Genomic DNA, 14,277 nt, shown 5'->3' with positions numbered 1-14,277 from the left:
AAAACAATGACAAAGTGGATTCGCTGGCCGGGTCTTGCGGCTTTTATTGTGATAACTGCTCTTCTTGTGGCTGGTTTCATGTTTTTATCCGGTCCCTTCATTGCAAAGGCCATTGAAGTGGCAGGTACGCGGATGGTGGGGGCAAAGGTGGATGTGGCCGGTGCAAGGCCCGGTCTTTTTCCTCTGGGACTCAGCCTTTCCGGTATCCGGGTGACGGACCCGGATGCACCCATGACCAATGCCGTGGAGATGGAAAGCATCCGTATGCGTATGGATACAAAGGCACTCATGCTCCGTAAGATAGAAGTGACGGAAATGCGCGTGGAGGGTATCCGGCTGGGAACGCCCCGCAGGGTATCCGGCGCTCTGCCCGAGAGAAAGCCGGTGGAGAAGGAAGAAAGGCCTGCCTCAGGGGCCATGGACCGTATCCCCGTGCCATCCATGGAAATTCCCGATGTGAAAACCATTCTGGACAGGGCTTCCCTTGGGTCGCTGGAAGAGGCGGAAAAACTGAAAAAGGCCTTAAGCGAGGAATATGAAAGCTTTGATGAAAGACTCAGAAATCTGCCGGATATGGATGATCTGGCAGCCTACAGGGCACGCATTGACAATCTTAAAAGGGGCAGCGGACTGAGCGGTGTACTTACGGGAGCAAGGGAGCTGCAGCAGATCAGGGACGATGTACAAAAAGACATTCTGGCCCTCAGGAATACGCGGCAGGAAATGGAAGAGAGCCTTGCTGACCTGCGCAGGCGGATGGCTTCCCTTGGCAGCATGGCCGCAGAGGATGTGAATCAGCTTGTGGAAAAATACGGGATTTCCGATGAGGGCCTGGGCAATATCACGGGCATTCTCCTTGGCCCTGAATGGGAGGGCCGTCTGCGTAAAGGGCTTGCCCTGTACCGCAGGGCAGAGCCTTTGCTGGAAAGGATTCGTGAAAGGGAGAAGAAACCAGAGCCTGAAAAAGCACTGCGCAGTGAAGGCGTGGATATCCTGTTTGCAGAAATCCCGGAGCGGCCGGATTTTCTTATCCGCAGTGCAGGCCTTTCCCTTGAAATACCGGCCGGGAATCTCAAGGGGACTCTCCGCAATGCAACGAACCGGCAGCCTCTGGTGGGAAGTCCCATGGAAATCCGTTTCAGGGGAGACAGTCTTTCAGATCTTGAAAGCGTTGATCTGGAGCTTGTTTTTAACCGTGTGAATCCAAAAGCGCCGAGTGATCATATGAAGGCAGGGGTCAGCGGATGGCATCCTGACACCATGGGCAGCGGGGATCTTGCCCTGAATGCTGAAAGGGCAGATCTGACGCTGGATATTCTCAGCAGAGGAAGGGATTTGCAGGGAAAAATAGCCCTTGACCTTGACGGTGTGCGTTTTGAGATGCCCGATTCCGGAGACAGGGTAAGGGCGGCTGTGGCATCGGGCCTGAAGGATGTCAAGCGCATTAGCGTGGAAGGCAGGCTCGGAGGAACACTGGAAAGACCTGAAATAAGGCTTTCATCCAGTCTGGATGCGGTGGTGCGGGGAGCCGTTACCAGAGCCGCCAGAGAAGCAACGGAAACCCTGCGTGCCCGTCTCCATGAAGAAGTCCATGCCATGACAGATAAAAAGATCCGTGAGCTGGAGAATCAGCTGGGGGGTATGGCAGACCTGAGGGCGGTTCTGGATGAGCGTCTGAATATGGCGGGGAGGCTGGATATCTGAGAGGGATTTTTTAAAAAAGTTTATTGTAACTGATCAGCACCGTTTTCCAGGTACCATACCTGCAAGGCAGATGCACAGGCCCCAGGCTATTTGCCCGTGACGCAATCTTATTCGGGAGCTTCTTGCCCTGTGCGGAAGCGGCAAAAACTCCCCGCCACAGGCAGGATAAGCTTTTTGATTACCATGGCAGGCTTTGGTACGCTGCCTTTGTGGCGGCTCAGACAGTTTGCCGCTTCTTTCGCACAGGCCTTCAAAGCTCTGGTCCGAAACGATTGCAATGTCACTTGCAAATAGCCATGGAGCCTTGCAACAGTACGAAGCTGCTGCAATTACAGCATTGGCAGTTCGAAATAAATTGTGCTGAATAATTACCAAGATTTTACGCATGTTAGCTTAGCACCCGTAAAGGGTGCCCCTACACAAAACAGGGTCGTAAAAACCATTCGTAGGGGCAGGCCTTGCGCCTGCCCGTATTAAAGCCCACACCATAGGCCTGGCAACAACCTGACCTGCAAGCTGTGGCTGAGTCAGAGTAGTAATCAGATTTTTTAAAAAAAACTTATTCGCCTTTGCAGATACTTCCCGCCGCATGGTGAGCCGTCAGGATGGCGCCTCCCAGAAAGGTGCCTTCCAGTGCCCCTTTCCCGTGCATGTTGCCGCCGCCAAAGCCTGCGGTTTCACCTGCGGCAAAGAGGCCGGGGATGGGGCTGTCCTGTCCGTTGAGTACCCGGCTTTTCAGGTCTGTCCGTATGCCGCCAAGGGATTTTCTGGTAAGGATAAAGGTGCGGATGGCCATGAGGGGGCCTGCGGAAGGATCGAGAATCTGCTGAAATTTGCAGGTGCGCAGCCGGTCTCCCCGGTATTTGCGGGTGATGGCGATGCGCCTGAGCTGATCATCGGTAAAAAAGGAGGGACCCCATTCAATCTGACGGTCATAGGCCCTGACCGCCTTTTCCATGGCTTTCATGTTGAGGGGTACTTCCGGCGTCTTTTCCTGCATTTTCCGGCCAAGTTCCATGAGGGTGGCTGCTGTAAGAATATCATCGGATTCCCGGATCAGGCGGTCGGTAAGCTCCCTGTTACCTAAAAGAAGCTCCCGGATCATCTTTAAAAATTTTCTGTGGCGGAAGGCTGTCATGTAGTCACAACCGGATACGGCCATTTCCCTCAGGGCAATTTTCCGGTTCAAAAGCAGCCATGAAAAGGGTTCTTCCTCCCGGCAAAGACGCTCTACGATGTAGCCAGTATCCGTGTATCCCATCAGGGGCAGGGGACCGATGCGCTCGCCCTTTGCATTGAGCCAGAGAGCAGACCTTGGCGGAACAAGGCTTAGGCCCTGATTTTCCATGGGGCTTTTCGGATAGGGGATGCCTGCTGCATAGTGCCACTGCCGGTCCAGATGATCCAGCCTGCCGCCGATGGCTGCTGCTGCATCGTGGATCAGGCCGTCTGCAAAGCGGTGACTGCCGTTGAGAAGGCGGGAGGGGATTTTGTCCAGATGGCCGGGCCAGTGCCTGCGTACACGGGAAAGATCTCCGCCGCAGATGCCGCCTGCGCAGAGAACTACCCTGTCCGCATGGGCCTCAAAGGGGCGGCCTGTGCCTTCCATGGTACCGGTGCAGCCGCAGACCTTATCCTGATGGGTGGTGAGTTGGCTAACGCAGTGGCCGAAGCGGAAGCTCAGTCTGCTGCGCCTGGGGTGGTCATGGATGGCTTTTAAAAGGCACGCAATGATGCGGTGACCCGTTCCCCAGGCTATGTGCCATCTGGGAAGGGAGTTGGCCGGTTGCAGCATGCCCCTCTCCGGCCAGTTGACCACGGGAAGGAAGCGGATACCCAGCTCCGTGAGGAAGGTATAGACCTCTTTTTCAGAATGCTCCACATAGGCTCTGGCCCAGGCTTTGGACCATCTGTCTTTATTCGTGAAACGGGCCACCCGCTTCCAGTCTTCCCATGCGGTTTCAGGAGAATCCGGTATGCCCATACGCTTTTGCAGGTCTGTACCCACAGCACAGATTCCGCCGAAGGATTCCTTTGCAAGTCCCCCCAGCCTGTCCTCCCTGTCCCTGTCCAGCAGGATCATGGAAAGGCCGCTGTCCAGAAGTTTCAGGGCCGTTACCAGTCCGGCGATACCGCCGCCAACAATGAGCACGTCTGAATGGTAGGAGGGAGCAGGGGCAAACATGAAGATTTTCCTTGGTAAGGTGTATGGGTTGCTGTCCTTTGTGCCGGCTTCAGGAGCGAATAAGATTGCGTCACGAACAAATGGCTCGCTTGTCTATGCACCTGATTGAGAGTTTTCGATTTGTCAAAGGAAAATTGTGAGTTACCTCTGAACTTATTTTTTATGGCATCAGGGAGTCTGTGTGCCATCTGCCAGTCTGGCCATGGTGTTTTCTGTTAAGGCCCGGAGTTTTTCATGCCCAAAATTAATGATAATATTCACGCTGCCCCATTGCTGTGCTATTGTCAACCTGTTTTGCATGTCAAACAGCCCGCCCATGCTGCTGCGCTGGCTGTTGTACCTGAACGAAAGGCGGGAGGAACTTTTGCCGGAAGATCTTTTTTTTAACTACAGGGCTTTGATACAGCGGGTGGATCAGAGGCTGGAAGAAATCCGTATGCAGGCTGGGTCTCATATGGTCTGCCGTAAGGGGTGTGATGCCTGTTGCAGGCATATTTCTGTTTTTGCCGTGGAGGCCTTTTCCATGGCGAAAGCACTGGCTGTCCTTGGTGAGGAGGAGAAGGCTTCAATCCGCATGCGGGCTGAAAAGGCCGGTCCGGAAGATCCCTGTCCCCTTTTGCACGGAGGCCTTTGCGGCTTGTATGAAGCAAGGCCTGTCATCTGCCGGACCCATGGGTATCCCCTGCTGATTCAGGAGGAAGAAGAGGCTTTTTTGGATTGCTGTCCCTTAAATTTTTCCGGTGTGCTTGAAAAAGCCCTGCCCATGTCCATCGCACTGGAACCTTTGAATCGCATGCTTGTGGCTGTACAGGGCATGTTCATCAGGGAAAGCGGGATGGATTTACCTGAGCGAATGACCATTGCAGAGGCGCTTTTGCTGCCGGATGTCTGCTGAATTAAAAAAAACGGATAAGGAACTGAAATGGAACAGATTTGTGCGTTGAGTGTGCTGGATGGCCGTTACCGGAGACTGACGGAAGATCTTCGGGATATTTTTTCAGAATACGGGCTGATCCGCCACAGGCTGATTGTGGAGCTGCGCTGGCTTCGTTTTCTTGTGGAGCATCTGAAGGTGGTGGAGATTGCAGCTGAGGATCTGGACCGCATTGATGCCATAGCAAAGGATTTCGGGCCAGAGGAGGCCCTGAAGGTAAAAGCCATAGAAAAGACCACCAACCACGATGTCAAGGCGGTGGAGTATTATATCAAGGAAAAGCTTGATGCGCTGGGGCTGGAGAAGGTCCGGGAATGGACCCACTTTGCCTGTACCTCCGATGACATCAATAACACGGCCTATGCGCTGATGCTCCAGAAGGGCAGGGATTTCATCATGGCACGGGTGCAGGAGGTGCTGGAATCCCTGGAAGCCCTTGCCAGAAGTGGCCGGAGTGCCGCCATGATGAGCCGTACCCATGGTCAGCCCGCCACACCCACCACCATGGGAAAAGAAATGGTGAATTTTGCATGGCGTCTCCGTCAGGAAATGGAAAGCCTTGCCAGTATATCCATCGGAGCCAAAATGAACGGCGCCACGGGCAACTTCAATGCCCATATGGCGGCTTTTCCTGAAGTGGACTGGATTGCCGCCTCAAAAATATTTTTGTCCGATTATCTCGGAGTGATGCCCGTCATGTATTCCACCCAGATCAATCCCAACCACAGCATCGCTCAGGTTCTCCATACCATGGTGCGCATGGCCGGTGTGCTCATGGATCTGGACCGTGACATGTGGGGCTACATCAGTCTTGGGTATTTCCGTCAGCGTCTGAAGGAAGGGGAGGTGGGCTCATCTACCATGCCCCACAAGGTAAACCCCATTGATTTTGAGAATGGGGAAGGCAATCTGGGGCTGGCCGTGGCCCTGATGGAGCACATGGCCTTCAAGCTGCTCCAGAGTCGTTTTCAGCGGGATCTGACGGATTCCACGGTGCTGAGAAATATGGGCGCACTTTTTGGCTATATGTCCATCGGCTGCAGAAACACCCTGAAAGGCTTGGGCAAGGTGGCTCTGGATGAGGAACGGCTGGCGGCGGATCTGGCTGCCAACCCGGAGCTGCTGGCGGAGCCGATTCAGACGGTAATGCGGGTGTATGGCGAAGACAATCCCTATGAGAAGCTTAAAGAACTGACAAGGGGAAGAAAGACGGGCCTTGAAGATTTTACCCGCCTGATTGATTCCCTGGAAAAGGTGCCCCAGCAGGCAAAGGATGGGATGCGCAAGCTCACTCCTGCGGATTATACAGGGCTGGCTGCTGCTCTGGTGGATCATTATTTTGCAGAGTATCCTTAAAAAAAAGAAAGTGTTCAGCACAATTTTCTAACGACCATAGCTGTCGGTCAAATGCACAGGCACCCAAGCTGTTTGCCCGTGACGCAATCTTATTCGGAAGCTTTTTGCCCTGTGCGGAAGCGGCAAAAACTCGCCGCCACAGGCAGGATAAGCTTTTGTATTACCATAGCAGGCTTAGACACGCTGCCTTTGTGTCGGCTCAGACAGTTTGCCGCTTCTTTCGCACAGGCCTGCAAAGCTTTGATCCGAAACGATTGCAATGTCACTTGCAAACAGCAAGGGTGCCTTGCAACGGTACGGGGCTGTTAAAATTACAGCCTTCCTGACTCAGCCACAGTTTGCTGGTCCGGTTGTTGCCAGATCCATGGTGCAAGCTTGAATACGGGCAGGCGCAAGGCCTGCCCCTACGAATGGTTTTTACGGCCCTGTTTTGTGTAGGGGCACCCTTTACGGGTGCCCGCTAACATGCGTAAAATCTGGTCATATAATTTCTATGATTAAGGTTCGTATGACTAAAAGACAGTTGTAATCAGAAATAAATTGTGCTGAACAATATCAAAAAAAGGCGGCCTTCGATTAAATGTTCAGCCTCCTTTGCCGATAAAGGGTAAAAAGCCTTTTAACAGAGAGGCCTTCATGGCCTGCTAGCGGAGGAATCTGATGAGAAAAAAATATTTTCTGTTACTGGCAGCAGGGTGTCTGGCCTTTTTCTGGGGCAGTCTGGTGTTCGCAGAAGCCTTGAACACCATTGTCGTTTTGCGGGATGGCAACCGTGTCCGGTCTCTGGTTTTTGATACCGCAACGGAATATACGGATGAAGGCATGGTCCTCCATGATGCTTCCCGGCGTCTCAGGGATCTGAACATCGCTGCCTTTCGTTTCACCAGAAATGGTGAACGTTTCTTTGTACCTGTGGAAGAAGCCCGAAGGATTTTTTCAAGGGTTGAATTCATCAGTATTCCCGGTCCTCCCTACGGTGTTCTGTCCATGCGGATCACCCCCAGAAAGGGGGAGCCCTTTGAGGTGGAAAGGGCAGCTCTGGTACGCCATGTGGGGGATGAGTTCCCTGCGGCTGAGCTGAGCATTGAAAAGTATGTGGCCTATGAAGGCCGGTGGCGGAAGGATTATCTGCCCATGGATCAGGTACGGGAAATCCACTTTGTGCAGAGGGAGAAAAAGAAAGAACCCATTGAAGAAGAAAGGGTACTGGTGGGTGCTCCCCTTACGGGGACAGGACATTCCGTAGAGGCCCTTACGAGCCTGCTGGTGGCCATGGTTCAGGCAGGAGATAAAGCAGGACGCTTAAGCTTTGACATTCATTTTGCCGTCAATTCCGACAAACTGACGCCTGCTTCAAGGATGGAGCTGGATCGTCTGGCCGCAGCCCTCAGGGATTCCCGGCTTGCCGGTACCCGGTTCCGCCTTGGAGGTCATACGGATTCCACGGGGCAGGCGGCATACAATATGAATTTAAGCAGAAAAAGGGCGGCAAGTGTCAGAAACTACCTTGTGCAGCAGGGGGGGATAGAAGCCTACAGGCTGGAAGCCGCAGGTTACGGAGATACACGGCCCGTTGCCTCCAATGAAACACCTGAGGGAAGACGCAGCAACCGGCGGGTGGAAGTGGAATTTCTGCCTCCTTCGGGGCCTGCTGCCTTTTTTTAAAAGCGGATCATGGCGGTGATATCCGCCGGGCTCAGGTCGCCGCAGAGCAGGCCTGCCACAAGGCCTTTTTCCGGAATCCGGAAAAGCTCTGCCATGCGGCCCCTTTCCCTGAGATCTTCCAGAAGCTGCATGGTTTCAGGGACAGGCGGAGCAACAAGGCGAATCCTGCCAAAGGCATCAAGATCGGGGAGTTCTGTGGAAAACAGGAGGGGAGCAGCCATAATGGCCGTTCCCTTTTTGCTTTCCTGCATCAGCCGGAAGGCATCCCCGTCATTGCCTGTAATGAAGAGGCACGGGCCTTCACCGGCGGTGATGGCTTCCGTGCTGCTGCCTTCAAGGATGTGGAGGTGACCTTCGGGATCAAGGATGGAGAGACGGAGCAGGGTTTCATTCTGAATCCATGGAAGCAGCAGACCTTCGGGAAGATAGTATTTTTCACCTTCCCGCTCCGGTCCCAGCCAGAGGGCGGCGTTGCGGTACATGGGCCGGAAGTTCCAGCCCAGAAAGTGGTCTTGGGCAAAGGATACGGAAAAACCAGCTCTGAAAAGCCACTCTAAGGGCCTTTCCTTGTGCCTGCCCCACATCTGTGCCCGGCACCGGGCAAGGAAGGCCGTTGCCTGATGACGCCAGTTTTCCGTTTTTTGCATGGTTTCATCCTGTATCCTGAGATTTTCAGGCCAGATACAGGGAAAGCTGATCCCGTCTGGCACTGGCCTGCTGAATCACCACCTCGATTTCGCTTTCCGGCTTGAGCTGGATTCCCGAGGATACGGGCAGCATCCATTCCAGCATATAATCCATGAGCAGCACCTGATACTGGTTGCGGCGTTCTTCCAGAACCAGAGCCCTTTCCCGCTGACCGATGCGACCTTCAAGGTATTTGAAGAGCCAGTATCTTTTTCTGAAAAACTGCACCCGGCCTACGGAGGCCATGGGTTGCTCAAGGCGGGCAAAAAGGTTCTGGATTTCATCTTTGCCAGCGGCTTTTTCCATGCCCAGAATGGCCTTGAGCTGGCGCTGGGTGGAAAGATCCCAGTACTTGCGGATGGGCGATGTGGCTGTGACATAGCAGGGAAAGCCGATACCGGAATGGGGCTCGGGTACGGGGGTGAGGACCACCCGGTTTAAATGTCTGCGCTGCATGAGATTCTGAAACAGGCTGCCCTCATCTCCTTTGTAAAGCCGGTTTTTGGGTTCCGGCTGGGACCGGAATACCGCGGGCATTTCATTTTTTTTCAGAAAATCCGCCATCATGGCGTTACCCATGATCATCATTTCCGCCACCAGCATACGGCTGGAGCTTTCCCTGTCGATTTTGGAGATCAGTATTTCTCCGCTGTCCTCATCCACACGGATATTCACCTCGGGCAGGGAAATCTGTACGGCACCGGCCATGATTCTCTGGGATCTGAAATTTCTGGCAATGCGGTCAAGGTTGGCAATATCCGTATCTTCTTCGATCATGCGGTTGGCATCACTGTAGGTCAGCTGCTCCGCAACACGGATGACACTGGGCACAATTTCATAGTCGATCACCCGTGCATAGTCTGCAATGCGCATGAGGACACTGATGGCAGGCCTCAGCTCTCCGCCTTTGAGGCTGCAGAGATCCTCGGACATGGCCGGAGGCAGCATGGAGAAACGGGCATCGGGCAGATAAATGGAGCTGCCCCTTTCAAGGGCACAGACATCCAGAGGGCTGTCCTGGGTGACAAAGTGGGCCACGTCAATGATATGAACGCCCACAATGTGGTAATCTCCGGAAGCTTCAATGCTGATGGCATCATCATAGTCAAGGGTGGATGGGCCGTCGATGGTCATCAGGCGCAGGCCTGTGAGATCCCGGCGTCTGGGATCGTTTGTAAAATCCACGGGATTTTCCCTGAGAAGGGAAACGGCTTCCATGGTTTTCGTGTCGAACTCCGTAGGAACGTCGAACTTCTTCAAAAGAAGGTTTTCATCCTGCTCCCAGAGTCCGAGACGTACAAAAAGAGAAAAAAGTTTTTCTCCGGGGTCTCCTCCGATGCCGGAGAGGATCTGGCGGGTGGTTTCCATGCCGGAAGCTTCATCCCCGAAAATGATATAGTCCTGCAGAAGTGCGGCAACGGGACGGAGTTCATCGGGAAGTTCAGGGGCTGGATTGTCCAGATTTTTTTTCAGCCAGACAATGCCGTCTTCGATGACACGTCGGCGGCGTTCCGCTTCCTGTTGCTGTTTTCTGAGCTGCTCCACCTGTTCGGGGCTGTGGGGAAAAAAACGGCTGGTGCCGAATTTAAAGTAGAGTCGGTCCGTGAACATGGTGCGGATAACGGCAGACTGGGCATCGGCATCACTGCCATCGGGAAAGCAGAGGGAGGCGATGGTTTCCGTGTCCTGCCAGTCCGCTTCTTCATGGACAACTTCCCATAGCTCATGGAGATCCATGGATGCGGACAGTAGTCTGCGGCGTTCTGCCGTTTCCTTGAGTGTCCGGACCTGATGATCCCGGGGGATGCCAAGGTCCAGTTGACTTTCGGATATATGGGATAGCCGGTTGGCCGATAAATTGACTTCCCGGTTGGTTTCAGTGAGAAGCCGGAGTCTCTGCTTTTTGTTTTCTGTGACAACGGCGGTGATAATTTTCTGTTGGTCGATATATTTGACAATTTTTCCTGGTTCCATAAACGGTAAAACTAGCAGCTCCACCCGGTCAAGTCAATCTTCATGGCACCGGAAAACTTGAAAATTTTTTCATGGGCGTTCTTTTTTTGTATCTTTTTAAAATGATTGAAAGCCTTTCCATGGTCTGGCATCTGCCATGTGGGGTGACGGAGATATTTTTACGGGAGGTAACTGTTCAGCACAGTTTATTCCAAACTGCCAATGCTGTAGTTGCAGCAGCTTCGTACTGTTGCAAGGCACCTTGGCTATTTGCAAGTGACATTGCAATCGTTTCGGATCAGAGCTTTGCAGGCCTGTGCGAAAGAAGCGGCAAACTGTCTGAGCCGCCACAAAGGCAGCGTACCAAGGCCTGCTATGGTAATCAAAAAGCTTATCCTGCCTGTGGCGGGGAGTTTTTGCCGCTTCCGCACAGGGCAAGAAGCTCCCGAATAAGATTGCGTCACGGGCAAATAGCCGGGGCCTGTGCATCTGTCTTGCAGGTCTGGTACTTGAAAAACGGTGCTGAATAATTACTACGGGAGAAGATCTGCCTTTTTTAAGGGTGTCTGGTCGTCTTGTATCTGGAGCTTCGGGTCTTTATTGACCTTGAAAGGGCCCTGTGCTACCCAGATAGAAAGAGAGCTTTATCTTAATCGGGGTTTTTTTCAGATGATGCAGCCCCACAGCGATCCTACCCCTGCTTTCCGGAACATCCATTAAGGAGTCCCCCATGGACTTTGCATCCCTCATTGGTATTTTTTCTGGCATCTCCCTGATAATAAGTGCCATTTTCCTTGCAGGAGATATCCGCAGCTTTGTCAATGTACCCGGCATGATGATCGTTCTGGGAGGAACCATGGCCGCCACCCTTTTAACCTTTACCTTCCGTGAGGTGGCTGCCGCTTTCCGTGCAGCGGCCTTTGCTTTTACAAAGGATCGTGAAGACCCCAATGCAGCCGTTGAAACCATGATCCGTATCTGTAATGTAGGACGTAAAAAGGGACTTCTGGAACTGGCCAATCTGGAACCGGATTCGGATTTTTTGAAAAAAGCCTGCGGTCTCATTGCCGATGGCTCCCAGGAGGAAGAGGTCCGGGCAGCCTTAAGAACGGAAATCGATTCTTTGAAAATGCGTCATTTTGCCGTGCAGGATGTATTCAAAAAAATGGGGGCCTATGCCCCTGCCTTTGGCATGCTGGGAACCCTTATCGGTCTTGTGCAGATGCTGTCCAAGCTGGCGGACCCTTCTGCCATAGGACCTGCCATGGCCGTTGCCCTCCTTACAACCTTTTATGGCTCCCTTCTGTCCACCATGATTTTTCTGCCCATTGCAGGAAAGCTGAAAACAAGGACCATTTCTGAGGTCATGCAGCTGGAAATCATGCTGGAAGGCTCCATTGCCGTCATGAAGGGGAGCAATCCCCTGATGATTTATGAAGCACTTTCATCCTTTATTCCCTTAAGGGACCGTCTTCCCTTGGAAAAAATGGATGTGCGTCAGGGGGCGGCATGAAAAACAGCCGCGGAAAAGACGACTTTATGGATGAAGATGACGGGCCGGGCTGGATTGTTACCTATGCGGACCTTGTGACCCTTCTTCTGGTTTTTTTTGTTCTTCTTTACTCCATCTCCAGCCTGAACATGGAGCGCTTCAAACAGGCCTTTGAATCCATACGCATCAGCCTTGGTCAGGACATGACCACCCTTGGTGTCATTGAAGTGATGGAGGTGCCGGAGCTGAGCCGGAAGGAGCTGACCGTGGAGGAAATTTTCGGTCACCGCTCCAGAGAAGAAGCCATGGTGGAAGATATTAACGCCTTCATTGCCGAAAGGAATGTGGGGGATCATATTACCGTACAGATTCTCAATAATAAAATTATTGTGCGCATCCGGGGTACCATTCTTTTTGAATCCGGCAGTGAACAGCTCACATCCCAGGCAGACCCCATCCTTGAGCAGATTGTGCATATTTTCAAAGCCTATCCCGAATATAACATCAATATCAGAGGCCATACCGATGATGTGCCCATTGCTACCTTACGTTTTCCTTCCAATTGGGAATTGTCCGCCTTCAGGGCTACAACGGTGTTGAAATATCTCATAGACAAGGGGATTTCTCCCTTCAGGCTCACCGCAACGGGATACGGTTCCCTTTTACCCTTAAGGCCGAACAATTCTCCCGAGAACCGTGCGATCAACAGGAGGGTGGAGTTTGTTCTCGAAAAACAAAAATAATTTTTTTTCATGGCTGGACAAGGCCCTGAAGGACAGGAGGCGGAGTTTCCGGTATGCGCCGCAAGACAGTGTACGGGTGTATGTCCGGGTGGGGGGAGAGGCAGAGAACCGTCTGGCATCGGATATCAGTGCGGGCGGGTGCAGCTTTAACCATCCGGATTTAAGGCCGGGAGACCGTTTCATTGTTCATATGATCAGCCATACGCCCGAAGTTCCCCTTGATCTGATGCCCATGGCAGAGGTGCTGGGGCGAACTTCCGACGGGCAGTGTCACTGTTCCTTTCCGGATATCATGGAAAAGGAGGAGGAAATCCTGCACCGTTTTGTGCTGGCGGCCCAGCGCTATGAATTTCAGCAGAGGCGCAGATTGAAAATTATGGGTCTGCGTAAAAAAAAAATTTGAATCGTGAATTTTTTATGCTTAGCTTAAAAAACATCGGTGAATCCTGTAGGTCGGGGACGAACCGTCTTTGTATTTGAATACTCATATCAGGATGCGGTGCGGTTTTTTTGTCACAGAGTAAGTTGTTAAGTGACCCGGAAGTTCGCTTATCACAGGATAAAGGCAGAAATCATGGAACATATTGCAGTTCGTTGGCTGATTCTTACGGTTTCCATTCTGGTGGCGGGGATGCTTTTTCAGGGAATTGAGGTGGCCAGTGTGGGAACCGCCATTGCCGCAGCAGCCATTCTTGGGGTTTTAAATACTTTCATCCGGCCCTTGCTGCTGCTCCTTACCCTGCCGGTCACCCTTTTGTCTTTGGGTTTTTTTGCCTTTGTTATCAACGCTTTTCTCTTACAGATCACGGCGGCTCTGGTCAGGGGCTTTGATGTGTCCGGCTTCTGGACGGCTTTTTTCGCTTCCCTTGTGATTTCTCTGATCAATGTGGCCCTGACGGGTTTCCGTTTTGAAAACGGCCGCATCATTGTGGTGAATACCCAGCGGCGAGGCCCCTGGGATTAGGGCTAAAAGGAGATGACCATGAATGAAGAACCCATTGCTGCGGGTAAATCCAGCTTTGAACTGCTGGACAGACAGCGCCTGAAGGATGCCCTCGGACCCCTTGAGGGTCTTGTCATTCTGGATGCGGCCTGCGGTGCAGGAAACTATACCCTGGCACTGGCCCGCTGGACAGGGTTGCACAGCCGCATTTATGCCGTTGATTTATGGGAAAAGGGTATTTTTGATTTAAGAAAACGGATTGAGGATGCCGGTTTCACCCACATTCAGGCCCTTGTGGCGGATCTCTCCCAGGGAACCACCCTGGCACCGGAAAGCGTGGATATCTGTCTGGCCGCAACGGTTCTCCATGATCTGGCCCTTGAGGGTAAGGCAGAAGGCATGCTGCAGGCCCTTGCAAGAACCCTTAAACCCGGTGGCAGACTGGCCGTTGTGGAGTTTGAGAAGGTGGCTGGCCCTCCCGGTCCTCCGGAGCACATACGCCTTTCCCCCGAAGAACTGACGGAAATGGTCAGGCCCTTTGGCTTTAGCCTTCAGGAGACCCGGCCTGTGGGAGAGCTGCTTTATCTTGCAGTTTTTTCAAAGCAGGATCAGTGA

At 52.8% G+C, this 14,277-nt stretch carries 13 protein-coding genes; 10 read left to right on the top strand and 3 right to left on the bottom strand.

All coding sequences use genetic code 11. The annotated features are described in order from the left end of the window. The first annotated feature begins 6 nt into the window (after positions 1–6). On the top strand, positions 7–1,704 hold the full coding sequence (locus LZ24_RS12050; RefSeq protein ID WP_144685558.1) for a TIGR03545 family protein: 1,698 nt from the start codon (positions 7–9) through the stop codon (positions 1,702–1,704). A 559-nt stretch (positions 1,705–2,263) separates the two neighbouring features. Here LZ24_RS12050 and LZ24_RS12045 read toward each other — a convergent pair. Then, positions 2,264–3,889, bottom strand: coding sequence for an FAD-dependent oxidoreductase (locus LZ24_RS12045; RefSeq protein WP_144685557.1), 1,626 nt, complete (start codon positions 3,887–3,889; stop codon positions 2,264–2,266). A gap of 364 nt (positions 3,890–4,253) precedes the next feature. Here LZ24_RS12045 and LZ24_RS12040 point away from each other — a divergent pair, with 364 nt between their 5' ends. The 3 genes from LZ24_RS12040 (at position 4,254) to LZ24_RS12030 (ending at position 7,844) form a co-directional block, all read left to right on the top strand. Further along, on the top strand, positions 4,254–4,784 hold the full coding sequence (locus LZ24_RS12040) for a YkgJ family cysteine cluster protein (protein WP_186443109.1): 531 nt from the start codon (positions 4,254–4,256) through the stop codon (positions 4,782–4,784). Positions 4,785–4,811: 27 nt separating this feature from the next. After that, positions 4,812–6,179 (top strand): adenylosuccinate lyase, encoded by a 1,368-nt coding sequence (purB, locus tag LZ24_RS12035; protein ID WP_144685555.1) that lies wholly within the window; start codon positions 4,812–4,814, stop codon positions 6,177–6,179. Between the two features lie 660 nt (positions 6,180–6,839). Next, a complete protein-coding gene (locus LZ24_RS12030) occupies positions 6,840–7,844 on the top strand; it encodes an OmpA family protein (protein ID WP_144685554.1) in 1,005 nt (334 codons plus the stop codon). Here the strand turns inward: LZ24_RS12030 and LZ24_RS12025 are convergent. Both LZ24_RS12025 and LZ24_RS12020 read right to left on the bottom strand, forming a co-directional pair. Continuing rightward, positions 7,841–8,491 (bottom strand): hypothetical protein, encoded by a 651-nt coding sequence (locus LZ24_RS12025; protein WP_144685553.1) that lies wholly within the window; start codon positions 8,489–8,491, stop codon positions 7,841–7,843. The genes LZ24_RS12030 and LZ24_RS12025 overlap by 4 nt on opposite strands. A gap of 25 nt (positions 8,492–8,516) precedes the next feature. Further along, positions 8,517–10,505 carry a ribonuclease catalytic domain-containing protein gene (locus LZ24_RS12020; protein ID WP_144685552.1) on the bottom strand — a complete coding sequence of 663 codons (1,989 nt, stop codon included), beginning with the start codon at positions 10,503–10,505 and terminating at the stop codon, positions 8,517–8,519. Between the two features lie 71 nt (positions 10,506–10,576). Here LZ24_RS12020 and LZ24_RS12015 point away from each other — a divergent pair, with 71 nt between their 5' ends. From LZ24_RS12015 to LZ24_RS11990, 6 genes are all read left to right on the top strand, one after another. After that, a complete protein-coding gene (locus LZ24_RS12015) occupies positions 10,577–11,014 on the top strand; it encodes a hypothetical protein (protein WP_144685551.1) in 438 nt (145 codons plus the stop codon). Positions 11,015–11,214: 200 nt separating this feature from the next. Then, positions 11,215–11,997, top strand: a complete 783-nt coding sequence (locus tag LZ24_RS12010; protein WP_144685550.1) for a motility protein A — start codon at positions 11,215–11,217, stop codon at positions 11,995–11,997. After that, complete coding sequence (locus tag LZ24_RS12005) at positions 11,994–12,719, top strand: OmpA/MotB family protein (RefSeq protein ID WP_144685549.1); 726 nt, start codon at positions 11,994–11,996, stop codon at positions 12,717–12,719. The genes LZ24_RS12010 and LZ24_RS12005 overlap by 4 nt, the downstream gene beginning before the upstream one ends. Further along, the gene (locus LZ24_RS12000) at positions 12,697–13,122 is read left to right on the top strand and encodes a PilZ domain-containing protein (RefSeq protein ID WP_186443108.1); all 426 of its coding nucleotides are present in this window, start codon (positions 12,697–12,699) and stop codon (positions 13,120–13,122) included. Before LZ24_RS12005 ends, LZ24_RS12000 begins: the two co-directional genes overlap by 23 nt. Positions 13,123–13,293: 171 nt before the next feature. Continuing rightward, positions 13,294–13,683, top strand: a complete 390-nt coding sequence (locus LZ24_RS11995) for a phage holin family protein (protein ID WP_144685547.1) — start codon at positions 13,294–13,296, stop codon at positions 13,681–13,683. A gap of 18 nt (positions 13,684–13,701) precedes the next feature. Next, positions 13,702–14,277 (top strand): class I SAM-dependent methyltransferase, encoded by a 576-nt coding sequence (locus LZ24_RS11990; protein ID WP_186443107.1) that lies wholly within the window; start codon positions 13,702–13,704, stop codon positions 14,275–14,277.

Source organism: Desulfobotulus alkaliphilus (assembly GCF_007830435.1).
Taxonomy (GTDB): Bacteria; Desulfobacterota; Desulfobacteria; order Desulfobacterales; family ASO4-4; genus Desulfobotulus; species Desulfobotulus alkaliphilus.
This window is presented reverse-complemented; position numbering and strand designations above follow the sequence as displayed.